Below are 26,289 nucleotides of genomic sequence, written 5' to 3'. Positions count from 1 at the left end.
GGGGGGGGGGGGGGGGGCGGGGGGGGGGGGGGGCGCGGGGGGGGGCGGGGGGGCGCGGGAACGGGGGAGGCGGCCCGGGCATCCGCCCCGGGCCGCCTCCCGTACCGCTCGCGCTCGCGCGTACAGCCGTCCGGCTCGCCGCTCAGAGGGGTCCGGCGACGGCCTTCTCCGCGTCCGCCCGGTATATGTCCGGCTCCAGGTAGATCACGCGGGCGATCGGGACCGCCTCGCGGATGCGGCCCTCGGCCTCGTCGATCGCCCGGGCGACCTCGGCGGCCGACTCGTGGCTCTCCACCGCGATCTTGGCGGCGACCAGCAGCTCCTCCGGGCCGAGGTGGAGCGTGCGCATGTGGATGATCCGGGTGACCCGCTCGCCGTCGACGACCGCCTCGCGGATCCTCGTGAGCGCCTCGGGGTCGGCCGACTCGCCCAGCAGCAGGGACTTGGTCTCCACGGCCAGGACGACCGCGATGACGACGAGCAGCACGCCGATGCAGATGGTGCCGATGCCGTCCCACACCGGGTCGCCGGTCAGGACCGCCAGCCCGACGCCGCCCAGGGCCAGGATGAGGCCGACCAGGGCGCCGAGGTCCTCCAGCAGCACGACCGGCAGCTCGGGCGCCTTGGCCCGCCGGACGAACGCCGTCCACGACTGCGTGCCGCGGATCTCGTTGGACTCCCTGATCGCGGTGCGGAAGGAGAAGATCTCGGCGATGATCGCGAAGACCAGGACGCCCACCGGCCAGTACCAGTGCGAGAGTTCGTGCGGGTGCTTGATCTTCTCGTAGCCCTCGTAGAGGGCGAAGAGGCCACCGACCGAGAACAGCACGATGGCCACGAGGAAGGAGTAGATGTAGCGCTCGCGCCCGTATCCGAAGGGGTGCTCCTCGCTCGCCTTCCTCTTCGCCTTCTTGTGGCCGAGCAGCAGCAGCGCCTGGTTGCCCGAGTCGGCGAGGGAGTGCACGCCCTCCGCGAGCATCGACGAGGATCCGCTGAAGGCGAACGCCACGAACTTGGCCGCGGCGATGGACAGGTTGGCGCCCAGTGCGGCGACGATCGCCTTGTTTCCGCCTGATGCACTCATGGAAGGCTGACTCTCCTGGGAAGACGGCGGGGCTGGTTCCGGTGTCCGGCTCGGGGCTCTTTCCCCCACCGGGCGCCGGTACTCACGGCGCGGTGGTGCGGCTGTGCGATCACACGGCCACGGTCGCGCGGAAGAGCGTACCGCCGCCGGAGATCGTCACGCGCTCACCCGCCCGCACGAAGGCCGACCGGCCGCCGGTGAGGACGAGTCGGCCGCCGTCGCCGTCTCCGCCGGCCGTCTCGCGCAGGGTGACCTCCCCCTCGGTGCACAGGAGGATCTGCGGTGCGCGGTCGTCCAGGCCGTGCGGCTCGGAGCCCGGCGCCAGGACGTACCGGGAGAGCCGGAACTCGTCGACGGGCGCCGCGTACACCTCCTCGCCGCCCGACGTGGTGCGCGGCCGCAGCACCTCCGGCTCGGCCGGCTCGAAGCGGACGACGCGCAGCAGTTCGGGGACGTCGACGTGCTTGGGGGTCAGACCGCAGCGCAGCACGTTGTCGGAGTTGGCCATCAGTTCCACGCCCAGACCGCCCAGGTAGGCGTGCGGGACGCCGGCGCCGAGGTAGAGGGCCTCGCCGGGCTCCAGGTGCACGACGTTGAGCAGCATCGCGGCCAGTACGCCCGGGTCGCCGGGGTAGTGGCCCGCGATGCCGGCGTAGGCGGCGCACTCCCGGGCGTACGGCCCGTCCCCGGCCGCGAGCCGGCGTGCCGCGGCGGCCGTCGCGTCCACGGTCTCGGCCACCGCCTCCCGGTCGGCGGAGAGGACGGCGGTCAGCACCTCGCTCAGCGCCTCGTCCTCGGGCCGGGCGCGCAGGATGTCCGCGTACGGCTTGAGCCCGCCGACGTCCAGGGCGTCCAGCAGGGCCGCGGTCCCGGCAGGGCGGCGGAAGCCGCACAGGCCGGTGAAGGGGGTGAGGGCGCAGATGAGTTCGGGCTTGTGGTTGGCGTCCTTGTAGTTGCGGTGCGGGGCGTCCACGGGGACGCCGCGCTCCTCCTCGTCGGCGAAGCCCTCCTTGGCCTGGACGAGGTCGGGGTGCACTTGGAGGGAGAGCGGCGAGGCGGCGGCCAGCACCTTGAGCAGGAACGGCAGCCGGGGTCCGAACGCCTCCACGACCGCCGGGCCCAGTTCGCCCTCGGGGTCGGCCGCGATCACCTCCGACAGGGGCGTCCCGCCTCCCCCGCGGTCGATCCGCGACGGCGCGCCGGGGTGGGCCCCCATCCACAGCTCGGCCTGCGGCTCGCCGGTGGGCTCGGTGCCGAGCAGTTCGGGGATGGCGGTGGTGGAGCCCCAGGCGTAGGGGCGCACGGTGTTCGCGAGCAGGTCCATGCGGGGTGGTGTCCTCGGATCCTTGTTTCCGGTCCCGAACCTCGTCGTTCGGGGTCGTTCGGGGTCGTTCGGGATTGTTCGGGGTCGCTCGGGTTCGCTCGGGTTCGTCCGGGGTCGCTCGGGCTCCGACTGCTCCGGGGCGCGGGATCCGGGTCCCGGGCCGGTGCTCCGGCGTCCCGGTCAGCGTCGGTCGCCGCCGGCGAGCGCGAGGTAGACGGCGGCGAAGTCCACGGTGGCCAGCAGTTCGGCGGCGGCCTCCAGGGGGGTGCTGCCCTCGGCCGGTTCCAGCTCGCTGACCGGGGTCCCGTTCCCGTACGCCAGGTCGCGGGCGGCGACGGCGGCGGAGTCGGCCGCCGGGGAGCCCTCGCGCAGCAGGACGATCCGGGCGCGCAGCGCCTCGGGCTCGTCCACCCGGTCCCGGAAGAAGTCCTCGGTGTCCTCGGCGCCCGCGAAGACGCCGGTCAGCAGGGCGCCGTGCGAGGTGAGCGCCTCGGGCAGGAGGGCGGCCAGCGCCGGACGGCCGGCGAGCGCGGTGAGGGTGGTGGCGAAGTGGCGGGCGGCGGCGGCCGCGACGGTGCCCTCGCTCCACAACAGCGGCAGCGCGCCGGAGAGTTCGGCGGCCAGGGTCTTGGCAGGGTTGCCGTAGGTGGCCACGGCGGGGCCGCAGCGCTCGGCGACCCGGTCGAGCCGGTCCGCGAGGGCGCCGAGCCCCTCGGGTTCGGCGGCGGCCAGGCCGAGCCGGCCGGCCAGGGCGAGGAGCGGGGTGAGCAGCGCCCACAGGACGCCGGGGGCGGCGGGCGGGGCCGGGGTCTGCCGCTCGTAGGCGTCGCGCGGGTCCGGTCCCTCGTAGCGCTCGCCGGGCGCCTCGGCGAGGGGGACGGCCAGGCCGCGGGCCTGGATGGTCGCCTCGGCCAGCGGGGCCGGGGCGGGACTGACGGAGACCACGGTGCAGCCGCGGCGGTACGCCTGCTCGACGAGTCCGGTCAGGCCTCCCTCGTGGCCGTCGGGGGTGGCCAGCAGCATCAGGTCCAGCGGCCCGGCCCAGCCCGGCAGCGTCCAGCGCAGCGCGCCGGGGGCGGCGAGGGGGCCGGTGGGGTGGAGCAGGGTGACGGGGACGGCGCCGTTGCCGAAGGCCGCGAGGAGGTCGGCGACGCAGGCGACGACGGGCCCGGTGCCCGCGACGAGGATGGAGCGGGGGCGGCCGTCGGGACGCAGGTCGGTCAGGCCCGCCTCGGTGGCGTGCCGCAGGGCCGTGCGGGCGCGGGCGCCGGATGCGGCGGCTCCGCGCAGCAGGCCGTGGGTGTCGGCGCCGGCCAGGGCGTCGGGGGCGTCGAGCAGGGTCTCGTCCAGCATGTGCGGCCTCTCCGGTCGCCGGGGGCGGTCTCGTGCTCAGGCGGGGCGGCGTGCCTCGTCGACGAGGAGGACGGGGATGCCGTCGCGGACGGGGTACGCGAGTCCGCACTCGCTGCCGCCGCAGACCAGTTCGCCGCCCTCCTCGCGGAGGGGGGAGTGGCACGCCGGGCAGGCGAGGATCTCCAGGAGACCGGCTTCGAGCGGCATGGGGTGTCGTCCCTTCGGGGGCGTGTGCGGTTGTGCGGTCAGCGTACCGCCGGGGGGCGGTGCGCCGTGGGCGGGTGCCGCGGAGCGGTGCCGGGCCCGGTGGCCGGGCCCGGCACCGCGGGAGGGCGTTCGCGGGGCCCGGCCGTCAGCCGCGGACGACGGCCAGCACCTCGTCGCGGACCCGGGCGGCCGTCTCCGCGTCGCGCGCCTCGACGTTCAGGCGCAGCAGCGGCTCGGTGTTGGAGGGGCGGAGGTTGAACCACCAGTCGGACGCCGTGACCGTCAGGCCGTCCAGCTCGTCCAGCGTCACGCCCTCGCGGCCCTCGTAGGCGGCCCGCACCGCGGCGGCCCGTCCGGCCTGGTCGTCGACGGTGCTGTTGATCTCGCCGGAGGCGGCGTAGCGGTCGTACTGGGCGACCAGTTCCGACAGGGTGCCCTCCTGGCCGCCGAGCGCGGCCAGGACGTGGAGGGCGGCGAGCATGCCGGTGTCGGCGTTCCAGAAGTCGCGGAAGTAGTAGTGCGCCGAGTGCTCGCCGCCGAAGATCGCGCCGGTGCGCGCCATCTCCTCCTTGATGAACGAGTGGCCCACCCGGGTGCGCACCGGGGTGCCGCCCGCCTCCCTGACGACCTCGGGGACGGACCAGGAGGTGATGCAGTTGTGGATGACGGTGGAGCCGGGGTGCTTGGCCAGTTCGCGGGCCGCGACCAGGGCGGTGATCGCCGACGGGGAGACGGGTTCGCCGCGCTCGTCGACCACGAAGCAGCGGTCGGCGTCGCCGTCGAAGGCGAGGCCGATGTCGGCGCCGGTCTCCCGCACGCGGGCCTGGAGGTCGACGATGTTGGCCGGATCCAGCGGGTTGGCCTCGTGGTTGGGGAAGGTGCCGTCGAGCTCGAAGTACATCGCGTCCAGCTCGACGGGCAGGCCCTCGAGGACGGTCGGGACGGTGTGGCCGCCCATGCCGTTGCCCGCGTCGACGACGACCTTCAGGGGGCGGATGGCGGTGAGGTCGACCAGCGAGCGCAGATGGGCGGCGTAGTCGGCCAGGACGTCCCGCCGGCCGATCGTCCCCTGCTTCTCCACGGGCTCGGGGGCGCCAGCCACGGCCCACTCCTCCACCAGGGCGCGGATGTCGGCCAGACCGGTGTCCCGGCCGACGGGGGCCGCGCCCGCCCGGCACATCTTGATGCCGTTGTACCGGGCGGGGTTGTGGCTGGCGGTGAACATCGCGCCGGGCAGGTCGAGCCGGCCGCTGGCGAAGTAGAGCTGGTCGGTGGAGCACAGGCCGATCTCGGTGACGTCGGCGCCGCGGGCGGCGGCTCCCCGGGCGAAGGCCCGCGACAGGCCCGGCGAGGAGGGGCGCATGTCGTGTCCGACCACGATCGCGCTCGCGCCCGTGACCGTCGCGAACGCCGCGCCGAACAGTTCGGCGAGGGACTCGTCCCACTGGTCGGGCACCACACCACGTACGTCGTACGCCTTCACGATGTGTGACAGGTCAGGCACGGTCCACCCCTTCTGGAGTATCTGGCGACGCCCCAAATGTAACGGGGGCGATCAGTTCTCGGGTGAACGCAGTACCCGCAGGTGGCCGCGTCGAGCCACCTCCATCAGATCCGTCTCGCGCACGCCGCCGGGCCCGGACTGCTCGACCGGGGCGGGCCGCTTGCGCGGGGGGGTGCGGGCGGCCTCGCGCACGGCGTTGGCCAGGGCTTCGAGGTCATCGCCGCTGGGGCGGGCGGGGCCGGGGTCCACGGCGAGGCGTACGACCTCCCAGCCGCGCGGGGCGGTCAGCCGCTCCGAGTGCTCCGAGCACAGGTCGTAGCAGTGGGGCTCGGCGTAGGTCGCGAGGGGGCCGAGGACGGCGGTCGAGTCCGCGTAGACGTACGTCAGCGTCGCCACGGCAGGGCGGCCGCACGCGGTGCGCGAACAGCGACGTACAGGGCTCACGACGTTGGACGGTACCGCACTCTTGAGCGGGCCGCGACGACTCTCCGGGAGGTCACCCTCCTGTGTCGTGCCGGTCCACCGGGACCGCGCGTCGCGGCGGCGGCCCGGCTGACCTGGCACGGGCCGGAAAAGTCCGGTTGGGAGCGGGGCGGAAGCCGGGCATACCGTCCATAGAGCCCGTTATCTCTTCGTTCGGATCCTGTCACCAGGGAGCGATCATCGATCAGGGAGTTGACCGAAACGACACCTGAGAAAAAGTAATCGATCAGTCTCAGACATTCGGTCGTGTGCGCCGTTCCGTGCGCGGGCGGCGCGCGGAACGGCGCGGGGCAGTGCCTCGCGTCACCCCCGCTCCCCGGCCTCCTCCGGACGGCTACTCTCAAGGTGATGAGCAACCCCGTACCGCCCCGCCGGCCCGATCCGCGACCGCGTCGCCGGGATCGTCATGGACGCGGCATGCGCGGACCCATCGCGCCGCCCCAGGTTCCGCTCGCCATGAGCCGCGCCGACGCCTTCGACGACCTGGTGCGCGACTCCGCGGACCGGCTGGAGAGGCAGTGGCCGCAGCTGGCCGGGGTGGAGTTCGTGGTGCAGGAGGTGCCGCCCGCCGGCCCTCCGGGGGGCGGGAGCGGACCCGACGGCTGGGTCGACGGCTGGCTCGACGGCCCGGACAGCGTGCCGCTGGGCCGGTACGCCGCCGCGCGGGACGGCCGCCCCGACCGCATCGTCGTCTACCGGCGCCCCATCGAGCTGCGCGCCAAGACGCGCGACGACCGGGCGCTGCTCGTCCACGAGGTGGTCGTCGAGCAGGTCGCCGAGCTCCTCGGACTGGCGCCGGAGTCGATCGACCCGCGTTACGGCCAGGACTGAGCCGGAGCTGGGCCGGAACCGGGGCGGGACCCCGGCCGGGGCGGGGTCAGGACGGGGCCGGGCCCGTCCGCGCCGTGGCCCCGTCCGCACGCCCGTCTCAGTCGACCAGCACGGACAGGTCCTGCTCGGCCCGCGGCACCGCCACCGTCCCCCGGTCGTCGGGGAGCGTCTGCACCGTGAACATCGGGATGCCGTCCTCCACCAGCGACAGCGTCCGGGCCGCGTACACCGTCCCGCCCGACAGCCGCTCGACGGTGAGCGCGTAGCGGCCCTCGGCGCCCTCCGGCCGCAGGTCGCCGACGGCCGTCGTGGTGCCCGCCTTCAGGTCGTACGTCCTGCTGACCGGCTCGCCGCCGCCGCTGCCCGCCGAGGCCGTCACCCGCACCTTCGCGGCCTTCTCCGGCGCCACCAGCGACAGGATCGTCCCGCCGTCCCTGCTGTTGGTCGCCGCGGCGTCGCTTCCGGCGGCGGAGGCCCGCTCCCGCACCGGCGCGGTGGCGGGGACGAACGCCGTCTCCTGCCGCCCCTCCTTGCCGCGCAGCACGCGCAGCGCGGCCACGACCCGGGCGCCGCGGCTCCCGTCGGCCGGGGAGAGCACCAGCGAGCCCGGCTCGCCCCTGGTCACGTCGCCGAGGTCCACGGCGACGGTCGTCCCGCTCTTGACGTGCAGGGTCTCCTGCCCGGCCGGGGTGATGGCGCCGGTGGGCGTGGCCAGCCGCACCTTCAGGTCGGCGTCCTCCTCGCCGGGCGCGAAGACGACCAGGCGCACGGCGGTGGCGTCGGCCGGGATGCCCGGCAGGACCAGGGAGCCGCGGGAGTCGGCGGAGGCGGGCAGCCAGTCGCCGCCGAGCCTGTCGTCGAGCGACTGCACCTGGGCCCCGATCCGGCCGCTGCGCGCCACCACGTGCAGGACCACGTTCTCCACCGGCTCGCGCGAGAGCGTGGAGAGCAGCACGGGGACCGTGGAGCGGCCGGGGACGTTGAGGCCCTCGCCGCTCTCGGTCTTCACCGAGCCGTCCTGGCCGTACAGCTCCAGGTCGACCACGGCCGGGGCGTCGTCGGGGTTGGTGAGGTGGATGTAGTCGTGGCGCGAGGCGGCGGTGCTCGCGCCGGGGAACCAGAACTCGGTGTCGGGCGCCGTGCAGGACACGCCCAGCAGCCCGCGGCCGGTGCCCGCCGTCACCAGGGTCGTCTGCTGGACCGTCCAGCCGGGGGCGAGGCTGCCGTCGGCCGAGCCGGTCAGCGCGGGCGAGCCGCTGCTGTCGGCCTCGGCGGAGACCGGGACGCCCGGCTGCTTCAGCGGTACGACGGGCTCGGGCCCGTCGGCCCTCCGCCCGTCCTCACCGCCCCGGCCGCCGCCCTCCAGGGTGCTCCCGGCCGGCAGCAGCCCGGCCCCGCTCCCGGCCCCCTCCCGCGCGGTGCCGCCCCTGGGCGTGTAGGCGGTGTACGTCGTCTCGCCCACCTCGGAGGAGGCGGGCTGCGGGCACACCAGCGTGGAGCGCTCCACGGGGAGCCGGGTCGCGGCCGCGGGGCCGGCGGCGGGCTCGCCGGACGGGGTGGTCAGGGTGGCGACCCCGGTGACGGCCGCCAGCGCGGCGGCCACGCCGATCAGGGAGTAGGCGGTGCGGTTCATGCGCGGTCGCTCCTGTCGCCGTACGTCGTGCCGTCCTGGGTGCCGTAGCCGCCACCGTGGCCGCTGTCGTAGCCGCCGCCGTAGCCACCGCCGCCGTGACCACCGCCGTAGCCGCCGTAGCCGCCGTACGGGGGCCGGGGCTGCCCGCCCTGGGCGTAGGGGTCGCCCTGGCCGGGGTACTGCTGTCCGTCCCAGTCCCCGTAGCCCTGCCGCGGGGGCGCGTACGAGGGCCCCGGCCCGGGCTCCGGCTGCCACCGGGGTTCGTCGGCTCCGGGCTCCGCGGCGGCCTCCGGCTGCGCAGCGCCCGCCGCCTCCTGCGCCGCGCGCAGCCTGCGGGCCCGGCGGCCCTCGCCCTCCACCGGCTGGGCCGGTACGGCCTCGGCCGCCTCGGGCAGGTCGTCGTCGATCTCGCGGCGTCGTCCCGGCAGCGCCATGACCAGCACCACCAGCACCAGGAAGCCCTGCGCCCACACCCACGCGGTGTGCGTGGCGGGGGCCTCGTGGACCAGGTCCAGCCGGCCGCCCTCCGCGGGCAGTTCGAAGCCCTGCGCCCAGCCGTCCACGGTGACGGGCTTGAGCGGGCGCCCGTCCAGCGTGGCCCGCCAGCCGGGGTCGGCCGCGTCGGCGATGCGCAGCACCCGTCCCGCGGGTCCCGCGGGCACGTCGGTGTGCGCCTCGACCGGTCCGGCCGCGACGGTCACCGGCTCGGCCGCGGCGCCGCCGCCCGCCGCACCGCCCTCCGCCTGCGGGGGGACGACGGTGATCCGGGCGACCTGGGCGTCCACCCGCCACAGCGCGCTGCCGTCCTCCTGGCTGAGCCGGGTCAGGCCCGGCGTCGCGTCCAGCACCCGGCTCATCTCGCGGGGGGCGCCGTCGCGCACCAGGACGTAGCGGACGGCATAGCCGCTCAACTGGTCGGCCTGGTCGGCGCCGGAGCCCGCGACCAGGTTGCCGACGACCTCGGCCAGCCGCCGGTCGCCTCCGGCCGCGCGGGCCACGTCGCCGTCGCCCAGCCGGGCGCCGGAGCCGCGGACGAGGGTGTACGAGACCCGGGCCGCGGCGGAGGACACGGTGTTCCCGGTGCCGGTGTCGCCGTCGAGGACGAGGGTGCGCGGCCGGTCCCGGGTGGCGCTCTCCTCGGCGACGAACGCCGGGACCTGCACCGGGCTGCGCCGCGACAGCGGCCCGTCCGCGCCGCCCGCCGTCCAGACGGCGGCGGCCACCAGCGGCGCCACGGCGGCCGCGAGCCCGATGAGCGCGGCGACCGGCTGCCGCCAGCCGAAGCTCTGGGCCGCGACCCGGCCGCGCGCGCCCTCGGCGCCGAGCACGGCCGCGGCCAGCAGGGCCAGGCCGTAGACGAGGGTGGCGGGGCCGGCCCAGCCGGAGTCGCCGGCGAGCGCGGCGAAGAGCAGGCCGGTCAGGGCGGTGGTCCAGGCGGCGAGGATCGCGGTCCGCCGCTCGGAGCGCAGCAGCGCGGCGAGCGCGGCGAGCACGACGCCGGCGAACAGCGGTCCGCCCACGGTCCCGGGCCCGCCCGGGTCGAGGGTCAGCAGGCCGGTGGCGGAGGCGGCGCCCTCGCCGTACGGCAGCCCGGCCTCGCGCAGGAAGGCCGAGGGGCTGGTGAGCAGTTCCAGCGACCACGGCGCCAGCAGCGCCATCGGGACCGTCAGCAGCACGGCGGCGCGGACCGCGTACGCCCCGGCGTGGTCGCGCCGCCGCACCCGCAGGCCCAGCACGGCCAGCGCGAGCACGGCGGTGACCGGCCAGACCACCGGGGTGAAGGCGGTGGTGAGGGTGAGCAGCAGCGCCAGCGCCCACACGGGCCGCCATCCGGGCTTCGCGCCGCCCGTCGGCCGCAGCCCGGAGGCGGCGACCGCGGCACGGGCCATCAGCGGCAGGACGACGGCGAGCACGGCGGTGCCGATCCGGCCGCCCGCCAGGGCGCCGGTGACGGCGGGCAGGAAGGCGTAGGCGACCGCGCCCCAGGCGCGCAGCAGCCGGGAGCCGACCAGCGGCCGGGAGGCGAAGTAGGCGGTGAGTCCGGCCAGCGGCACCGAGCAGACCAGCAGCAGGGTGAGGGTGAAGCCGGTGCTGCCGAGGAAGACGGTGGCCAGCGCGGCGAGGACCGCCAGGTACGGCGGCGCCGACCCGGCGGCGCCGGTGCCGACCGGCTGCCAGGCCTCCAGGTGGCGCGACCACAGGTCGGCGGCCTCGGCCGGTGCGGGCAGCAGGGCGCCGCCCGCCAGCGCGCCGCCGCCCAGCAGGTTGCGGCAGGCGACCAGGGAGGCGAGGAGGAGGACGGCGAAGAGCACGGGCGCCGGCTTGCGGGCGATCCGCTTCAGCCGGGCGAACTGCTCGACCTCCAGGAAGTCGGCGTCGTCGTCGCCGGGACCGGTCTCGACGGCGCCGTGCCGCCCCCCGGAGGAGAGGTCGGGGTCGGAGCGTCCGGCGAAGTTGCCCGCCACCTGCTCGACGGTGGCGCGCACGGTCGCGCCCGGGGGCGGGAAGAGGGGGCGCAGCTCGGAGGGGGCGACCGCGGGTCTGCCGCGTCTGCGCCGGGCGGCGAGGATGCGTTCGGGGCGCAGCAGGGTGCCCGCGAGCCCTCTGAACTCGTCGAGCGCCTGTCCGGGCGCCTTGCCGACCAGATAGGCGAGCATCCTCAGCAGGGTGCCGAGGACCAGGCGCAGCAGGACCCAGGGCAGCTTCCCGCCGGGGGTGTTGACGAGCAGCGTGTAGGCCGCGCCCGCCTTGTCCACGCGGTGCGGACTGGCGGTCGAGCGTCCCACGCAGTCGATGGGCCGCCTCTCGCGGGAGGACGCCTCGGCGTGCCGGACGACGGCCTCGGGCGCGACGAGCACCCGGTACCCGGCGGCCTGCACCCGCCAGCACAGGTCCACGTCGTCGCGCATCAGCGGCAGGTAGCGGTCGAAGCCGCCGAGCTGCTCGAAGACGTCGCGGCGGATCAGCATGCCCGCGGTGGAGACGGACAGCACCTGCCGTACCTGGTCGTACTGGCCCTGGTCCTGCTCGCGCCGGTCCAGGCCGGTCCAGCGGCGGCCGCTGTGGGCGATGGAGACGCCGACCTCCAGCAGCTGGCGGCGGTTGTACCAGCTGCGCAGCTTGGGGCCGACGACGGCGGCCGAGTCGCTGGAGTCGGCGACCCGCAGCAGCTCGGCGAGGGCGTCGGGCTCGGGCGCGCAGTCGTCGTGCAGCAGCCACAGCCACTGGACGGGTTCGCCGTGCGGCAGTTCGGGCATGTCGTACGCGTCGTCGCGCCAGGTCCGGGTGACCGGGTCCCAGCCGCTGGGCCGCCTGAGGTACGGCAGGTCGTCGGGGCCGAGGACGGGCGCGGTGCGGGCCGCCTCGTCGACGGCCGCGCCGAAGCCGGTGCGGCGGGCGAGGTGCAGTACGCGGTCGGGGCCGAGCGCCTCGGTGACCAGCCGCGCGGAGTCGTCGGCGCTGCCGGTGTCGGCGGCGACGACGTTCTGCACCGGCCGCTCCTGGCCGGTGATCCCGGCCAGGACGTCGGGCAGCCAGCGCTCGCCGTCGTGGGAGACGAGCACGGCGGTGACGACGTGCTTCGGGAACTCCGGCGGCCGGCTGGGGTCGGCCGCCGGCCGCGGGGAGGCGAACGCTGCTGTGGCCGCCTCGTACTGGGCCGCCGGGTGGCTGTGCACGGACATCGGGGTAGGGGCCCTCCGGCCGGGGTCCGGGGGTCGCCCCCCGGAAGGCTGCTGCGTCGGACTGCTGTGACTGGGCTGGACGCGGGTACCGCACGGTCGGCGGCCGCGTCGTGGACGGCCCCCCACACTAATGGCTGAACCCGTCCCGCCGTTCGGGGTCCCGGGGACCGCGGCCGCACAGCGGTCCGCCCCCCGCGCGGGGCGCGGGGGGCGGACCGGGTGCTGTGCGAGCCGTGCGGCGTCTTGTACCGCTTCGTCGGCCGGGCCGTCTGCCGCTTCGTCAGACGGCCGCGCGGCCGGAAGGCTGTGCGGGAGGCCGGGGGGCGGGCGGGGGCCGTTCCGTCAGACGGCGGCCTTCTTCAGGCGGCGGCGCTCACGCTCCGACAGGCCGCCCCAGATGCCGAAGCGTTCGTCGTTGGCGAGGGCGTACTCCAGGCACTCGGAGCGGACCTCGCAGGCGAGGCAGACCTTCTTGGCCTCTCTCGTGGAACCGCCCTTCTCGGGGAAGAAGGACTCGGGGTCGGTCTGGGCGCACAACGCGCGCTCCTGCCAGCCGAGCTCCTCATCCGCCTCTTCGACCAGCAGTTGTTCGAACAGCTCGGTCATGCGCGCGCCCCTCGTCTGTCTTTGCGTCCCCGTGATGCTGTCGTTATCGATCCCGGCCGAACGACACGAGTGAAATTACAAGTGTGTGCATCCACGCGAGTCAAGCCGAGATCTGCTATTGGGCCCGTTATTCACTCTGCGGAACCAAGGCCTTGCATTAAGTGTTTAAATCACCACAAACTACGACAGGCAGATCGGACATCCCGCCCACTCACCCCTCCCTGCCCAGAGGGACGCATCCGGGCCCGACCGCGTTGCCCCCCGCGCTCCGAAGCGATCTCGATCACAGTTGGATCACAGATCGACAACGGCGTTCGCGTGCGCGGATGTTGCGCCACATGTCCGCTCCCGGTGCGCATAAACCTTTCCCCTGCCCCGGCCACCGGATGCGGTGAAACACGCCCGCCAAACGGGCCATCCGGTTGACAGCGGTACGGGGTACCCGTTCTTCTTGGTGTCATGCCAGCGATTCGCGCGTTCAGCCCGGCCCGCCACCGCGGGGCCCTTCGCGCTGCCCGGATCAGCTGCCGCTGTTGCTGTTGTTGAGGCCCTGAGACCCCGAGGCTCTGAGATCACGGGGTGCCGGCCGGACCGTCGGGGCCGGCCGGGAACGCCGACGCGGGCGCCGAGGTGCTCCCTCCCGCTCCGTCTCGCTCCGTCCCGCCCCCTCGCCTCGCCCCCTCGTCTCCGCCTCGCCCTCCCCCGCCTCGTCCCCTCCCCTCCCGGGCTCCGCCCTTCCCTGCTCCACCCGCGCATCCAGAGGAACCCCTGAACGTGAACAGCGACGTCGAGATCGCCGGCGACCCGCTCGCCATCCCGCACCTCCTGCCGCCCGCCCCCGAACACCCCTCCACCGTCGCCGGTTTCGCCGGCCTGGCCCGTACGATCGCCGCGGACCGCTCCGGCTGGGCCCCGCTCGTCCGGTACGACGCCGCCACCCGCTGGTACCACCGCCTGCGCACCGGCCCCGGCTACGAGGTCTGGCTGCTGAGCTGGGTGCCCGGCCAGGGCAGCGGACCGCACGACCACGGCCCCTCCTCCGGGGTGCTCACCGTCCTCGACGGCGCGCTGACCGAGCGGACCGCGGGCGGGGACCGCGTGCTCGGCGCCGGGGCACAGCGGGTGTTCGCTCCCGGTTACGTCCACGAGGTCGTCAACGATGCCCTCGAACCGGCCGTCAGCCTGCACGTCTACTTCCCCGGCCTCACCGAGATGCCGATGCGCGCGCCGCACGCCGTCTCGTGCTCCCCGGCGGAGCGGACCGCGGACGCGCCCCTGGGCTCGCCTGTCGGCTGACGGCCCTCCCGTCGCCCGACCACCACCCCCAGAAGACGGCCTCCGGCCGACAGCCCACCCGTCGCCCGACCACCACCCCCAGAAGACGGCCTCCGGCCGACAGCCCACCCGTCGCCCGACCACCACCCCCGGAAGACGGCCTCCGGCTGAGAGACTGTCCGCATGCAGCGCATTGTGGTTCTGGCCGGGGGCATCGGTGGTGCCCGCTTTCTGCGTGGACTCAAGTCGGCCGCGCCCGACGCCGAGATCACGGTCGTCGGCAACACCGGCGACGACATCCACCTCTTCGGCCTCAAGGTCTGCCCGGACCTCGACACGGTGATGTACACCCTCGGGGGCGGCATCCACGAGGAGCAGGGCTGGGGCCGCGCGGACGAGACCTTCACGGTGAAGGAGGAGCTGGCGGCGTACGGCGTCGGACCGGAGTGGTTCGGCCTGGGCGACCGCGACTTCGCCACCCACATCGTCCGCACCCAGATGCTCGGCGCGGGCTACCCGCTCAGCGCCGTCACCGAGGCGCTGTGCGCCCGCTGGCAGCCGGGCGTGCGGCTCCTGCCGATGACCGACGACCGGGTCGAGACCCATGTGGTGATCGAGACCGAGGACGGCGGACGCAAGGCCGTGCACTTCCAGGAGTACTGGGTGCGGCTGCGGGCGTCGGTGCCCGCGCAGGCGGTGGCGCCGGTGGGCGCCGAGCAGGCCAAGCCGGCGCCGGGCGTGCTGGACGCCATCGCCGAGGCGGACACCGTGCTCTTCCCGCCGTCCAACCCGGTGGTCAGCATCGGCACGATCCTCGCCGTGCCCGGCATCCGCGAGGCGATCGCCGACGCCGGGGTGCCGGTGGTCGGCCTGTCCCCCGTCATCGGTGGCGCCCCGGTGCGCGGAATGGCCGACAAGGTGCTGGCCGCCGTCGGCGTGGAGACCACGGCCGCGGCGGTGGCGAAGCACTACGGGTCGGGCCTGCTGGACGGCTGGCTGGTGGACACCGCGGACTCCGGCGCGGTGGCGGAGGTCGAGGACGCGGGCATCCACTGCCGGGCCGTGCCCCTGCTGATGACGGACGTCGACGCCGCGGCGCGGATGGCGCGCGAGGCGCTCGCCCTCGCCGAGGAGGTGCGGGTGTGACCGGCGCGGACGGGACGCCGGCGTACCGGGTGTGGGCGCTGCCCGGGATACCCGAGGTGCGGCCCGGCGACGACCTGGTGAAGCTGATCGCGGACGCGGCCACCGCGCCGGGCCTGCCCGGTCTGGCCCACGGCGACGTGCTGGTGGTCACGTCGAAGATCGTCAGCAAGGCCGAGGGCCGGGTGGTCGAGGCCGCCGACCGGGAGGCCGCGATCGACGCCGAGACCGTACGGGTGGTCGCCCGCCGCGGGCCGGCGCGGATCGTGGAGAGCCGGCACGGCTTCGTGATGGCCGCGGCCGGGGTGGACGCCTCCAACACCCCCGCCGGGACGGTGCTGCTGCTGCCCGAGGACCCGGACGCCTCCGCGCGCCGGATCCGCGAGGGCCTGCGGGAGCTGCTGGGCGTGACGGTCGGGGTCGTCGTCACCGACACCTTCGGGCGGCCGTGGCGCGTGGGGCAGACCGACGTCGCGATCGGGGCCGCCGGGGTCCGGGTCCTGGAGGACCTGCGCGGCGGCACGGACATGTACGGCAACCCGCTGGGCGTGACGGTCACGGCCGTCGGCGACGAACTGGCCGGGGCCGGGGAGCTGGTGAAGGGCAAGGCCGACGGACTGCCGGTCGCGGTGGTGCGGGGCCTGCCCCAGCACGTGCTGTGGGACGCCCCCGAGGACACCGGTGGCGCACGCCCCGGTGAGGCCGGGGAGACCGGTGATGCCGGGGCGCGGGCGCTGGTCCGCGGGGCGGCCGACGACATGTTCCGCCTGGGCACCTCCGAGGCCGTGCGGGAGGCGGTGACGCTGCGGCGCACCGTACGGGAGTTCACGGACGAGCCGGTGGACGGCGCGGCGGTGCGGCGGGCGGTGGCCGCGGCGGTCACGGCCCCGGCGCCGCACCACACGACGCCGTGGCGCTTCGTCCTGCTGGAGTCGGCCGGATCGCGCGTCCGGCTGCTGGACGCCATGCGGGAGGCGTGGATCGCCGACCTGCGCGCGGACGGGAGGAGCGAGGAGAGCATCGCGCGGCGGATCCGGCGCGGGGACGTGCTGCGGAACGCGCCGTACCTGGTGGTGCCGTGCCTGGTGGCCGAGGGGGCGCACGACTATCCGGACGCGCGGCGTTCGGCCGCCGAGCGCGAGATGTTCGTGGTCGCGGCCGGGGCCGGGGTGCAGAACCTGCTGGTCGCCCTGGCCGGCGAGGGGCTGGGGTCGGCGTGGGTGTCGTCCACCATGTTCTGCCGCGACGTGGTGCGCGAGGTGCTGGACCTGCCCGGCGACTGGGACCCGATGGGCGCGGTGGCCGTGGGCCGGGCCGCGGCCCCGCCGAAGGCCCGTCCCCCCCGGTCGGCCGGGGACTTCACCGTCGTCCTCTGACGCGGGGCGGCGGGGCCCCGCCGCCCCGCGTCAGCGTCAGAGGCGTGCGATGTCGCCGCGCGGGAAGCGCGGCGCGCGGCGGGGCGGGGTGCGGCCGGTGGCCAGGATCAGCCGTGTGGCGCGGTGGCGCTGGCCCGCGTACGGGGCGAGCAGTTCCAGCATCCGCGCGTCGTCACCGCCGCGCGCGCCGGTGAGCGCGTAGACCACGATGCCCGGCAGGTGCAGGTCGCCGACCGTCACCGCGTCCGCCGCGCCGCTGACGCGCTGGAGCGTCTCGGCCGCCGTCCACGGGCCGATGCCCGGGATCGCCGTCAGGCGGGCCACCGCCGCGGCCGGGTCCATGCGCGCGGCCTCCTCCATGCGCCGGGCGCGCGAGACCGCGCGCAGGATCGTCGAGGAGCGCTTGTTGTCCACCCCGGCCCGGTGCCACTCCCAGGAGGGGATCAGGGCCCAGGTGCGCGGCTCGGGCATCACGTACATGTGCTCCGGCAGCAGGCCGGCCGGTCCGGGCGCGGGCTCGCCGTGGCGCCGCAGCAGCAGCCGCCAGGCGCGGTACGCCTCGTCGGTGGTGACCTTCTGCTCCAGGACGGAGGGGATCAGCGACTCCAGCACCAGCCCGGTGCGCACCAGCCGCAGCCCGGGGTGGCGGCGGTGCGCCTCGGCCACGAGCCGGTGGCGGGGGACGAGGGCCGACGGATCGTCGTCCGCGCCGAGCAGGGCGGGGAGGCGGTCGAGGACCCACTCGGCGCCCGGCCCCCAGGCCTCGGCCACCACCTCGCCCGCGCCCGCGTCCGGCGCCACGCGGAGCGTGGCCGGGCCGCAGGGGGTGCGGGTGGCGCGCCAGACCGCGCCGCCGGCCACCCGGTAGGCGGGGTCGTACGGGCCGCGCTGGAGCACGCGCAGGTTGCGGCGCAGGTCGTGCGGTCCGAACGGCTGCGGCGGGGTCCAGCGGCGGACGGCGGCGGCGGTGGTGGTCACGGGTCGGCGCTCCGGGTCAGCAGTCGGAGGAGAAGCGGACCGAGCCCGCCTCCAGCCGGGCGCCGCACCACACCCGGATGCCGTCGCGCAGCTCGTTGTCCTCGCCGACGACCGCACCGTCTCCGATGACCGCGCCCTCCAACACCGTACGCGCCCCTATGCGCGCGCCCGTGCCGACGAGCGAGTCGCGTACGACGGCGCCCGGTCCGACGACCGCGCCGCCCAGCACCGTGCTGCCGTGCACGCGCGCCCCCGCGCTGATCACCGCGCCCGCACCGACCGCCGTACCACCGGTCAGCTTGGCGTCGGGGGCGACCTCGGCGCCGTCCAGCACCAGCCGCTCGCCGCGGCGGCCGGGCACGGCCGGGGAGGGGGCGCGGCCGAGCACCAGGTCGGCCGAGCCGCGGACGAACGCCTGCGGGGTCCCCAGGTCGAGCCAGTAGGTGGAGTCGACCATGCCCTGGAGGTGGGCGCCGTCGGCGAGCAGCCCGGGGAAGGTCTCGCGCTCGACGGAGACCGGGCGGTCGTGCGGGATGGCGTCGATCACGGACCGGTCGAAGACGTACGCGCCCGCGTTGATCTGGTCGGTGACGATCTCCTCGGGGGTCTGCGGCTTCTCCAGGAAGGCCGTGACCCGGCCGCCGGCGTCGGTGGGCACCAGGCCGAAGGCGCGCGGGTCCGCCACCCGGGTCAGGTGGAGGGAGACGTCGGCGCCGGTGGAGGTGTGGGTCCGGAGCAGGGCGCGGATGTCCAGGCCGGTGAGGATGTCGCCGTTGAAGACCAGCACCGGGTCGCCGGGGGCGGAGTGGAGCCGGGAGGCGACGTTGCGGATGGCGCCGCCGGTGCCCAGCGGCTCCTCCTCGGTGACGTACTCCAGGTGGAGTCCCAGGTCCGCGCCGTCGCCGAAGTACGGCTCGAAGACCTCCGCGAGGTAGGAGGTGGCCAGGACGACGTGCTCGACGCCGGCCGCGCGGGCGCGGGCCAACTGGTGGGTCAGGAAGGGGACTCCTGCCGCCGGGACCATGGGCTTGGGCGTGTGGACCGTCAGCGGCCGCAGCCGTGTTCCCCTGCCCCCGACGAGGAGGATCGCTTCTGTCACCGGTTCTTCTCTGCTTTCCTGCTGGGTACCGTGCCGGGTGGCCGGGCCAGTGTAGGCGGCCCGGCCGGCACGGTCCCGGCGCGGCGGGGGTCCGGGGCCGCGCCGGGGCCGGTGCTACCTGCCCTGGAGCCGGGCCGCGGTGGACCGGATGGTGCCCAGCTTGGCGTAGAGCCGGTTGCCCGGGCAGCCGGTGACGTAGCCGTCCCGGTGCCCGGAGACGGTGCGGAGCCTGACCGTGGTGCCCTTGGGGTACTTGCCGCCGCCGGACGTCATGGCGGCGGTGCCGCGCGGGTCGACGCCGTGCAGGCCCAGCTTCCAGGCGACGAGCCGGGAGACGGCGTTCACCGCGGCCCCGGAGGGGTTGGTGCTGTCGTAGGAGCCGAGGACGGCGATGCCCGTGCTGTCGTGGTTGAAGCCGTAGGTGTGGGCGCCCATCACCGCCCTGGCCACTCCGCCGGCGCGGCCCTCGTAGATCTTTCCGCACTTGTCGACGAAGAAGTTGTAGCCGACGTCCCGCCAGCCGTTGCTCTGGACGTGGTAGCGGTAGATGCTCCGGATGATGGCGGCGGACTGGCCGCAGGCGTAGTCGTTGCTCATCGCCGTGTGGTGGACGAAGGCGACCTTGACCGTCCTGGTGTAGAGGAACGATCCGCGCAGCCGCTCGTCCGCTCCCCAGCCCCTACGGGTGACGATGGCCGGCCGGGGCCCGATGGGGGCGTTGGCCGGGGCCTTCAGCTGCTCGTCCTGTCCGGGGACGCGCACGGCCGCCAGGTCCTTGTGGGACGCCTGCCTGTCCAGGGCCGGGATCTCCAGGGCGTCGGCCGGGGCGAGGGCGGCGTTGGCCTCGCCGCTGGCGCGGTCCTGGGAGACGGGCGCGGCGGCGGGTTCGTCGGCGGGTTCATCGCCGGGTTCATCGCCGGGTTCATCGCCGGGGTGGACCAGGTCCAGGCGCAGGCCCTCCGGCAGGTGGTGGCCGCCGGAGCCGCCGGCCTCCTCCGGCAGGACGCGGGCCTGCACGCCGTCGGAGTCCCCGACCCACAGCGGCGCCGTGCCGCCGCGCACCGTGCCGCCGTGGGACTCGGCCGAACCGGGGTCGGGTCTGTCGGCGTGGGCCTCCAGTTCCTGCCAGGACGACCACTTGCCGGTGGACGCGGACTTGGTGCGTACCTGGATCCGGCCGTGCAGTTCCTCCTCGGGGTCGTCCCAGACCACGCCGAGCAGCGCGAAGGGCTCGACCTCGCGCGCCGGGAGGCCCAGGGGCACCGGGCCGGGCTGGCCGGGCGGAGTGGTCGTGGGTGGCGGGGCGAGGGGCACGAGCGGCAGCGACTGGGTGCTGCCCGGCAACCGGGGGGCCGCCACGGGGTTGGGAGCGGGCACGGGGGCTGCGGAGGCGCTGTTCGCCATGTCGCCGGGCACGGCCAGCGGCAGCACCGCGGCCGCCGCGCACGCGACGCCGATCGAGGACGCAATGAATGCACGCATGATTCCGATAGTGGACAAAGGGGATATTGCTGTCTAACGGGGAGCTGACGGCCGGTCGCCCCGGACCGTCCCCGCCGGGAGCCGCCGGCATCCCGCCGCGGCGCCCTCCGAAGCGGCGGCCCGCGTACCCTGGCGCCGATGAACACCACCGATCGCACCCCCGCCGACCTGCTGCGATCCGCGCTCGCCGCGGACGCCGCCCGCCCGCTGGTGACCTTCTACGACGACGCCACCGGCGAGCGCGTCGAACTCTCCGCCGCCACCCTCGCCAATTGGGTGGCGAAGACGGCCAACCTCCTGCAGGGCGAGCTGTCCGCCGAGCCCGGCGACCGCCTCGCGCTGCTGCTGCCCGCCCACTGGCAGACCGCGGTCTGGCTGCTGGCCTGCTCCGCCACCGGAGTCGTCGCCGAACTGCCCGCCGACCCCGCCGACTCCGGCTCGGCCGCGTCCGCCGCCTCCGCCGCCGACCTCGTCGTCAGCGGCCCGGACTCCCTGGAGGCGGCCCGCGCCTGCGGCGGCGAGCGCGTCGCGCTCAGCCTGCGCCCCCTGGGCGGCCGCTTCCCCCGGCCGCCGGAGGGCTTCACCGACTACGCCGTCGAGGTGCCGGGCCAGGGCGACCACTTCGCCCCGTACTCCCCCGTCGACCCGGACGCGCCCGCGCTGGTCGTCGGCGGCGAGGAGCTGACCGGGGCACAGGTCGTCGCGCGCGCCCGCGCCGACGCCGCCGCGCGCGGGCTCGGCCCCGGCTCGCGGCTGCTGTCGGGCCTGCCGTACGGCACCTGGGAGGGGGTCTCGGCCGGACTGCTCGCCCCGCTGGCCGCCGGCGGCTCGGTCGTGCTGTGCCGCCACCTCGACCGGCTGGGCGCGGCGGGGCTGGAGGAGCGGACGCGGAGCGAGCGCGTCACCCACACGGCCGACTGACGCGCCGTCGGGCGGGCCGCCTCCGCACCCGTGGACATCCCCCTCGATTCCGGGCGCATACCCCCGGCTTCCGGGCGAGCGGGCGGGTTTCCGCGCCGCCGGTACAACCACGGCCCCCTCTCGGGTGTCTGTATGGAAGACCGGCGACCGCACATCTGTGCGCGTACACGCCGCCGACCGCGTGAGGGATGAACGCAGACGTGACCGAACCCGAGAGTGCGCAGCGGACCGGCCTCCGGCCCCGCCGCCGCTGGCTGCGCTGGGCGGCGCTGGGCGCGTCGCTCGCCGTGCTCGCGGCGGGCGGGGCGGCCTGGGTCCTCTACACCAAGCTCGACGGCAACATCCGCACGGACGTCGACGCCGTCAACCAGCTGCGGCGCTTCGACGCGGAGCGCCCCGAGCAGGTCGTGCACGAGGCGAAGAACATCCTGCTCATCGGCTCCGACGACCGCAGCGGCGACAACGGGAAGTACGGGCGGGACAGCGGCACCCAGCGCTCGGACACCACGATCCTGCTCCACCTGTCCGCCGACCGCTCCAGCGCCACCGGGGTGTCGATACCGCGCGACCTGATGGTGGAGATACCCGAGTGCTCCCGGCCGGACGGCACGGCCACCAGCCCCCTGTTCGCGCAGTTCAACTGGGCCTACGAGTTCGGCGGGGCGGCCTGCACGATCCGCACGGTCGAGAGGCTGACCGGCATCCGCGTGGACCACCACCTGGTCGTGGACTTCACCGGGTTCGAGCGGCTGGTGGACGCGGTCGGCGGCGTCGAGGTGTGCCTGGCCGAGCCCGTGGACGACCCCGACGCGCACCTCGTCCTGGACGCCGGCCCCCAGACGCTCGACGGCGAGCAGGCGCTCGGCTACGTCCGCACCCGCAAGGGCATCGGCGACGGCAGCGACACCCAGCGCATGGCGCGGCAGCAGGAGTTCCTCACCGCGCTGCTGGACCAGGTGCGCGACGACGGGGTCCTGACCGACCCGGCCGAGCTGTACCGGGTGCTGGACGCGGTGACGTCGTCGCTCACGGCCGACCCCGGGCTGGACTCCCTCACCGAGCTGTACGACCTGGCGAGGAGCGTGCGCGACATGCCCGAGGAGCGGGTGCGGTTCATGACCGCGCCCCGGCAGCCGTACGTCCACGACCCCAACCGCGACGAGCTGGTGCAGCCGGACGCGGACCGGCTGTTCACGGCCCTGCGCGAGGACCGGCCGGTGCCCGAGCACGATCCGGGGGACGCCTCCGGATCCCCCTCCCCCGGCTCGTCGTCCGGCCCGGACTCCGGCCCGGACTCCGGCGCCTGGGAACCCGGGTCCGGAGTCCGGGCGTCGAGGACCGGGGTCACCGTGCCGGACGCCGGAGCCGCGACGCCGGAGCCGACCGGCTCGCCCACCGGTCCGCCGCCCGCGGGGGAGCCGGCGGACGACACGGCCGGAAGCCTGTGCGGGTGAGCGCGGACAGGAGAGAAACAGCACAGGGGCCGGCTTGAGGGATTGGAATGGAATGTCTGTTTGAGGAAGAAAGTAACCTGCTTGCAGGGGTGCTTGACACCGGGCTGCGGCAGATAGTGTGAGCAATCCGGTGCGTTCGCCCAGGACCGCTGCGCACCGCTGGATGACCGACCGAGCGCCTTGATGCCTGAACGGGAAGGCGCTGCGTGGCACGACGGAGGATTCAGGCAACCGTGGACGCGCAAAGCCGTGGGCGGGCGGGCGACATCGACCCCGCAGACCAGTGGGTGTTCGACCCCGAGACCGGCGACTACAAGCTGCTGCCGCCGTCTCCCACGACGCGGCCGTCCCCCTCCCCGCGTTCGTCCGCCCCGTCCGGCACTCCGGCGTCCCGTTCCGCGGGCCGCCGCGCCGCCTCTCCGCACGGCGAGGTGCCCCGGCAGCGCAGGCGGCGCACAGAGGACGGCGGCGCGGCGGAGGGCGGTGCCGCGAAAGGCGGCGCGGCGAAGGACGGTGCGGCCGACGGCGGGAAGCCGGCCGGCCGGGCCGCGGCACGCCAGGCCGCGGGAGCGGCGGGAGGACGCGCGGCGGCGCGGCAGGCCGCGGGCGGCCGGGCCGCGGCCCGGCGCAAGGCCAGGCCGAAGAAGTCCGTGAAGAAGAAGGTGCTGCTGTGGACCGGCGGTGTGACGGCCTTCGCCGTCACCGGCACCGCGATCGCCACCTACCTCGTCTACGAGCACTTCAACGGCAACATCGACACCGTCGACGTCGGCAGCGCGAGCGAGGGCGGCTTCGGCAGCGACGGTCCCCTCAACATCCTGCTGATCGGCACCGACAAGCGCACCGGCAAGGGCAACGAGGGCTACGGCGACAAGGACAGCCCCGGTCACGCCGACACCACGTTCCTCTTCCACGTCTCGGCGGACCGCACCAACGCGACCGTGATGAGCATCCCCCGGGACCTGAAGACCGACATCCCGGACTGCCCCACCAGGCAGGAGGACGGCTCCACCCGGGTCATCCCGGGTTCGCAGGACGTCCGCTTCAACACCAGCCTCGGCCAGGAGGGCCGCGACCCGGGCTGCACCATGCGCACCGTCAGCGAACTGACGGGGCTGGACATCCACCACTTCATGATGGCGGACTTCAACGCGGTCAAGACGCTGACCAGCGCGGTCGGCGGCGTCCCGGTCTGCCTGGAGAAACCGGTCGACGACCCCAAGTCCAAGCTGAAGCTCCCCGCCGGGGAGAGCATCGTCGAGGGCGAGCAGGCCCTGGCCTTCGTCCGCACCCGGCACGCCTTCGGGAACGAGAGCGATCTGGACCGCATCAAGGTCCAGCAGCAGTTCCTGAGTTCGATGATCCGCCAGTTCAAGTCGAACGACACCCTCACCGACCCCGGCAAGCTGTGGGACCTGGCGGAGGCCGCCACCAGCGCGCTCACCGTCGACACCGGGATAGGCACCATCAAGAAGCTGAGCGACCTGGGCAAGGAACTCAGCGGCATCAAGACCAAGAACATCTCCTTCCTGACGCTCCCGGTGATCGACAATCCCGCGGAGGAGGTCAAGGCCACGGTCGTGCCCGACCCGTCCAAGGCCCCCCAGCTCTTCGCGATGCTGCGGGAGGACGTCTCCCTCACCGAGGTGGAGAAGAAGGAGAAGGCCGCCAAGGACAAGGCCAAGAAGGAGCAGGAGGCCCTGCTCAAGGGCGAGCGGGCCGCGGCCTCCGACGTACGCGTGGAGGTCCTCAACGGCGGGGAGATCGCCGGGGCCGCGCAGACGACGCTCACCTGGTTGCAGAACACGCAGAACGTGCTGAAGTCCAGCAACGGCGGCAACGCGCCGCGCCGGCTCGCCAGGACGACCCTGGAGTACGCGCCCAACCAGGCCGACCAGGCCCGCAAGCTCGCGGACATCATGGGGCTGCCCGCCTCGGCCCTGAAGCCCGGCACCGAGGACGCCCAGGCCCTGGAGCCGATGGTCCTGACGCTCGGTGCCGACTTCGACGAGGCCGGCGTGCCCATCGCCGCTCCGTCGAAGGCGCCGGAGGACCTGGTCAAGGTCGAGGCAGACAAGAAGATATGCGCCAAGTGAGGTCGGCGCGCCGCGTCCGTGCGCGGGCCGAGTGACAGGGGAGGGCCCGTTGGGGCAGCGCACCGTACGGGGGGAAGGTGCACACGAACGCGCCCCTCGGGCAGGGGACTTCGGCTGGAACGACAGCCTGTACGAGGAAGGAGGGCCGCAGGGTCCCGGGAAGGACGGGGAGAGCGGGACGGGCGGCTCCGGCCGGAGGGCGCCCGCGTCCGGGGGAGGCCACCGGGCGGGCGGTCCGCGCCGCGGCGCACAGGGCGGCCCGGGCCGCGGCAGGAAGGCGCTGCGCTGGACCGCGCTCTCCCTTTCGGTGCTGATCCTCGGCACGGCCGGCGCCGGCTACCTCTACTACGAGCACCTCAACGGCAACCTCGCCAAGGAGCCCCTCACGCTCGGCGACAAACGGCTCAGCCACCGGCAGAACGCCCACGGCCAGACCCCGGTCAACATCCTGCTGATCGGCTCCGACAGCCGTAACTCGGCGCGGAACGTCGAACTCGGCGGCGCTCGGGACGAGGTCGGCCGCAAGCCGCTCGCCGACGTGCAGATGCTGCTGCACCTCTCCGCCGACCGCAGCAGCATGTCGGTGGTCAGCGTCCCCCGGGACACCAAGGTCACCATCCCCGAGTGCACCGACCCCGAGGACGGCACGGTCTACCAGCAGACCACCGGGAAGATCAACTCCAGTCTCCAGCGCGGCGGTCCGGGCTGTACGGTCGCCACCTGGATGGAGTTGACCGGCGTCCCGATCGACCACTTCATGATGATCGACTTCGCGGGTGTGGTGGACATGGCCGACGCCGTCGGCGGCGTCCCGGTCTGCGTGCGCGCCAACATCCACGACAAGAACTCCGGGCTGCGCCTGGAGGCGGGGGACAACATCGTCAGGGGCGAGCAGGCCCTGCAGTGGCTGCGCACCCGCTACGGCTTCGGCGACGGCACCGACATAGGCCGGGCCAAGGCCCAGCACATGTACATGACTTCGATGGTCCGGCAGCTCAAGGCGGGCACGAAGCTCACCGACCCGGGCAAGCTCCAGTCGCTGGCCGAGGCCGCGACCAGGGCGCTCACCGTCGACGAGGGCATCGGCACCGTCAAGGACCTCTACGACCTGGGCGACGAACTCAAGCAGGTGCCCACCCGGCGGATCACCATGGCCACCATGCCGTGGGAGTACTCCGACGGCGGCGCGTACGTGGTGCCCAAGCCGGGCGACGCCGAGAAGGTCTTCTCGCTCATCCGCGACGACGTGGCGCTCGACGGCAGGGACAAGCCGAAGAAGGACGCCGGGAAGAAGACCGCCGACCCGGCCGCGCCCAGCGACCGGATCACGGTGCGGGTGCGCAACGGCACCCGCACCGTCACCCTGGGCCCGGTCAACGGCCGCGCGGGGGCCGTCGCCGGTGAACTGAACCGGCTCGGCTTCGCCCTGGCCGCCGCCGACCCGACGGAGGCGCCGCAGGCCGACACCACCCTGGTCTACCCGCAGGAGGACCTGCACGGTGACGCCCTGGCCGTGGCCAAGGCCATCGGCCTGCCGGAGCGGGCCGTACGCCAGTCGGCCGGCGTCGAGGAGATCACCCTGGTGGTCGGCGCCGACTGGCGCGAGGGGAGCGCCTACCCGCAGCAGGCCGCGAACCGGGAGGACGAGAAGCTCGAGGCCCCCGAGAGCGCGGACGCGCTGGGCGGCGAGGAGAAGGACTGCATGAGCGTCAATCCCCGGTACACCTGGTGAGGCATCCGGTGGGCCGCCGGGAGCG

At 74.9% G+C, this 26,289-nt stretch carries 20 protein-coding genes; 8 read left to right on the top strand and 12 right to left on the bottom strand.

What is annotated here, in order from left to right; all coding sequences use genetic code 11:
- Positions 1-142: 142 nt before the first annotated feature.
- The 6 genes from QC029_RS13180 to QC029_RS13155 all read right to left on the bottom strand — a co-directional run bounded on the left by QC029_RS13180 (position 143) and on the right by QC029_RS13155 (position 5,916).
- On the bottom strand, positions 143-1,084 hold the full coding sequence (locus QC029_RS13180; RefSeq protein WP_279555813.1) for a cation diffusion facilitator family transporter: 942 nt from the start codon (positions 1,082-1,084) through the stop codon (positions 143-145).
- A 109-nt stretch (positions 1,085-1,193) separates the two neighbouring features.
- Complete coding sequence (gene manA, locus QC029_RS13175) at positions 1,194-2,408, bottom strand: mannose-6-phosphate isomerase, class I (protein WP_279555812.1); 1,215 nt, start codon at positions 2,406-2,408, stop codon at positions 1,194-1,196.
- Between the two features lie 180 nt (positions 2,409-2,588).
- Positions 2,589-3,761 (bottom strand): SIS domain-containing protein, encoded by a 1,173-nt coding sequence (locus QC029_RS13170; RefSeq protein WP_279555811.1) that lies wholly within the window; start codon positions 3,759-3,761, stop codon positions 2,589-2,591.
- A 36-nt stretch (positions 3,762-3,797) separates the two neighbouring features.
- Positions 3,798-3,968, bottom strand: coding sequence for a Trm112 family protein (locus tag QC029_RS13165; protein WP_279555810.1), 171 nt, complete (start codon positions 3,966-3,968; stop codon positions 3,798-3,800).
- Positions 3,969-4,113: 145 nt separating this feature from the next.
- A complete protein-coding gene (locus QC029_RS13160; RefSeq protein WP_279555809.1) occupies positions 4,114-5,472 on the bottom strand; it encodes a phosphomannomutase/phosphoglucomutase in 1,359 nt (452 codons plus the stop codon).
- A gap of 51 nt (positions 5,473-5,523) precedes the next feature.
- The gene (locus QC029_RS13155) at positions 5,524-5,916 is read right to left on the bottom strand and encodes a DUF3499 domain-containing protein (protein WP_279555808.1); all 393 of its coding nucleotides are present in this window, start codon (positions 5,914-5,916) and stop codon (positions 5,524-5,526) included.
- 387 nt (positions 5,917-6,303) lie between these two features.
- On the opposite strand from QC029_RS13155, the gene QC029_RS13150 reads away from it, so the two are divergent.
- Positions 6,304-6,786, top strand: coding sequence for a metallopeptidase family protein (locus QC029_RS13150; protein WP_279555807.1), 483 nt, complete (start codon positions 6,304-6,306; stop codon positions 6,784-6,786).
- A 97-nt stretch (positions 6,787-6,883) separates the two neighbouring features.
- On the opposite strand, the gene QC029_RS13145 is transcribed toward QC029_RS13150, so the two are convergent.
- The 3 genes from QC029_RS13145 to QC029_RS13135 all read right to left on the bottom strand — a co-directional run bounded on the left by QC029_RS13145 (position 6,884) and on the right by QC029_RS13135 (position 12,708).
- Positions 6,884-8,419 carry a DUF5719 family protein gene (locus QC029_RS13145; RefSeq protein ID WP_279555806.1) on the bottom strand — a complete coding sequence of 512 codons (1,536 nt, stop codon included), beginning with the start codon at positions 8,417-8,419 and terminating at the stop codon, positions 6,884-6,886.
- Entirely contained in the window at positions 8,416-12,102 is a 3,687-nt protein-coding gene (locus tag QC029_RS13140) for a glycosyltransferase family 2 protein (RefSeq protein WP_279555805.1), read from the bottom strand. Before QC029_RS13140 ends, QC029_RS13145 begins: the two co-directional genes overlap by 4 nt.
- A gap of 342 nt (positions 12,103-12,444) precedes the next feature.
- Positions 12,445-12,708, bottom strand: coding sequence for a WhiB family transcriptional regulator (locus QC029_RS13135; protein ID WP_003950432.1), 264 nt, complete (start codon positions 12,706-12,708; stop codon positions 12,445-12,447).
- Between the two features lie 774 nt (positions 12,709-13,482).
- On the opposite strand from QC029_RS13135, the gene QC029_RS13130 reads away from it, so the two are divergent.
- The 3 genes from QC029_RS13130 (at position 13,483) to QC029_RS13120 (ending at position 16,502) form a co-directional block, all read left to right on the top strand.
- Positions 13,483-14,004: a cysteine dioxygenase family protein gene (locus QC029_RS13130; RefSeq protein ID WP_279555804.1), complete on the top strand. Its 522-nt coding sequence runs from the start codon at positions 13,483-13,485 to the stop codon at positions 14,002-14,004.
- 162 nt (positions 14,005-14,166) lie between these two features.
- The gene (gene cofD, locus QC029_RS13125; protein WP_279555803.1) at positions 14,167-15,129 is read left to right on the top strand and encodes a 2-phospho-L-lactate transferase; all 963 of its coding nucleotides are present in this window, start codon (positions 14,167-14,169) and stop codon (positions 15,127-15,129) included.
- A complete protein-coding gene (locus QC029_RS13120) occupies positions 15,126-16,502 on the top strand; it encodes a coenzyme F420-0:L-glutamate ligase (protein WP_279555802.1) in 1,377 nt (458 codons plus the stop codon). The genes cofD and QC029_RS13120 overlap by 4 nt, the downstream gene beginning before the upstream one ends.
- Positions 16,503-16,538: 36 nt before the next feature.
- On the opposite strand, the gene QC029_RS13115 is transcribed toward QC029_RS13120, so the two are convergent.
- The 3 genes from QC029_RS13115 to QC029_RS13105 form a co-directional block, all read right to left on the bottom strand.
- The gene (locus QC029_RS13115) at positions 16,539-17,480 is read right to left on the bottom strand and encodes a DNA-3-methyladenine glycosylase (RefSeq protein WP_279555801.1); all 942 of its coding nucleotides are present in this window, start codon (positions 17,478-17,480) and stop codon (positions 16,539-16,541) included.
- 16 nt (positions 17,481-17,496) lie between these two features.
- Positions 17,497-18,579, bottom strand: a complete 1,083-nt coding sequence (locus QC029_RS13110) for an NDP-sugar synthase (RefSeq protein WP_279555800.1) — start codon at positions 18,577-18,579, stop codon at positions 17,497-17,499.
- A 114-nt stretch (positions 18,580-18,693) separates the two neighbouring features.
- The gene (locus QC029_RS13105; protein WP_279555799.1) at positions 18,694-20,061 is read right to left on the bottom strand and encodes a peptidoglycan recognition protein; all 1,368 of its coding nucleotides are present in this window, start codon (positions 20,059-20,061) and stop codon (positions 18,694-18,696) included.
- A 138-nt stretch (positions 20,062-20,199) separates the two neighbouring features.
- Here QC029_RS13105 and QC029_RS13100 point away from each other — a divergent pair, with 138 nt between their 5' ends.
- From QC029_RS13100 to QC029_RS13085, 4 genes are all read left to right on the top strand, one after another.
- Positions 20,200-20,982, top strand: coding sequence for a TIGR03089 family protein (locus tag QC029_RS13100; protein WP_279555798.1), 783 nt, complete (start codon positions 20,200-20,202; stop codon positions 20,980-20,982).
- Positions 20,983-21,182: 200 nt separating this feature from the next.
- The gene (locus QC029_RS13095) at positions 21,183-22,436 is read left to right on the top strand and encodes an LCP family protein (RefSeq protein WP_279555797.1); all 1,254 of its coding nucleotides are present in this window, start codon (positions 21,183-21,185) and stop codon (positions 22,434-22,436) included.
- A gap of 233 nt (positions 22,437-22,669) precedes the next feature.
- On the top strand, positions 22,670-24,532 hold the full coding sequence (locus tag QC029_RS13090) for an LCP family protein (RefSeq protein WP_279555796.1): 1,863 nt from the start codon (positions 22,670-22,672) through the stop codon (positions 24,530-24,532).
- Positions 24,533-24,581: 49 nt separating this feature from the next.
- Positions 24,582-26,264, top strand: coding sequence for an LCP family protein (locus tag QC029_RS13085; RefSeq protein WP_279555795.1), 1,683 nt, complete (start codon positions 24,582-24,584; stop codon positions 26,262-26,264).
- Positions 26,265-26,289: the final 25 nt, after the last annotated feature.

This window comes from Streptomyces sp. DH37, from assembly GCF_029813835.1.
In the GTDB taxonomy this organism is placed as follows: Bacteria; Actinomycetota; Actinomycetes; order Streptomycetales; family Streptomycetaceae; genus Streptomyces.
Note: the sequence above shows the minus strand (reverse complement) of the source record. Positions and strands in the feature narration are given on the sequence as shown.

Excerpts from the sequence above, each read along its gene's own strand:
- QC029_RS13180 (WP_279555813.1), bottom strand. The coding sequence starts at position 1,084 with ATGAGTGCATCAGGCGGAAACAAGGCGATCGTCGCCGCACTGGGCGCC.
- manA (WP_279555812.1), bottom strand. The coding sequence starts at position 2,408 with ATGGACCTGCTCGCGAACACCGTGCGCCCCTACGCCTGGGGCTCCACC.
- QC029_RS13170 (WP_279555811.1), bottom strand. The coding sequence starts at position 3,761 with ATGCTGGACGAGACCCTGCTCGACGCCCCCGACGCCCTGGCCGGCGCC.
- QC029_RS13165 (WP_279555810.1), bottom strand. The coding sequence starts at position 3,968 with ATGCCGCTCGAAGCCGGTCTCCTGGAGATCCTCGCCTGCCCGGCGTGC.
- QC029_RS13150 (WP_279555807.1), top strand. The coding sequence starts at position 6,304 with ATGAGCAACCCCGTACCGCCCCGCCGGCCCGATCCGCGACCGCGTCGC.
- QC029_RS13145 (WP_279555806.1), bottom strand. The coding sequence starts at position 8,419 with ATGAACCGCACCGCCTACTCCCTGATCGGCGTGGCCGCCGCGCTGGCG.
- QC029_RS13140 (WP_279555805.1), bottom strand. The coding sequence starts at position 12,102 with ATGTCCGTGCACAGCCACCCGGCGGCCCAGTACGAGGCGGCCACAGCA.
- QC029_RS13135 (WP_003950432.1), bottom strand. The coding sequence starts at position 12,708 with ATGACCGAGCTGTTCGAACAACTGCTGGTCGAAGAGGCGGATGAGGAG.
- cofD (WP_279555803.1), top strand. The coding sequence starts at position 14,167 with ATGCAGCGCATTGTGGTTCTGGCCGGGGGCATCGGTGGTGCCCGCTTT.
- QC029_RS13105 (WP_279555799.1), bottom strand. The coding sequence starts at position 20,061 with ATGCGTGCATTCATTGCGTCCTCGATCGGCGTCGCGTGCGCGGCGGCC.
- QC029_RS13100 (WP_279555798.1), top strand. The coding sequence starts at position 20,200 with ATGAACACCACCGATCGCACCCCCGCCGACCTGCTGCGATCCGCGCTC.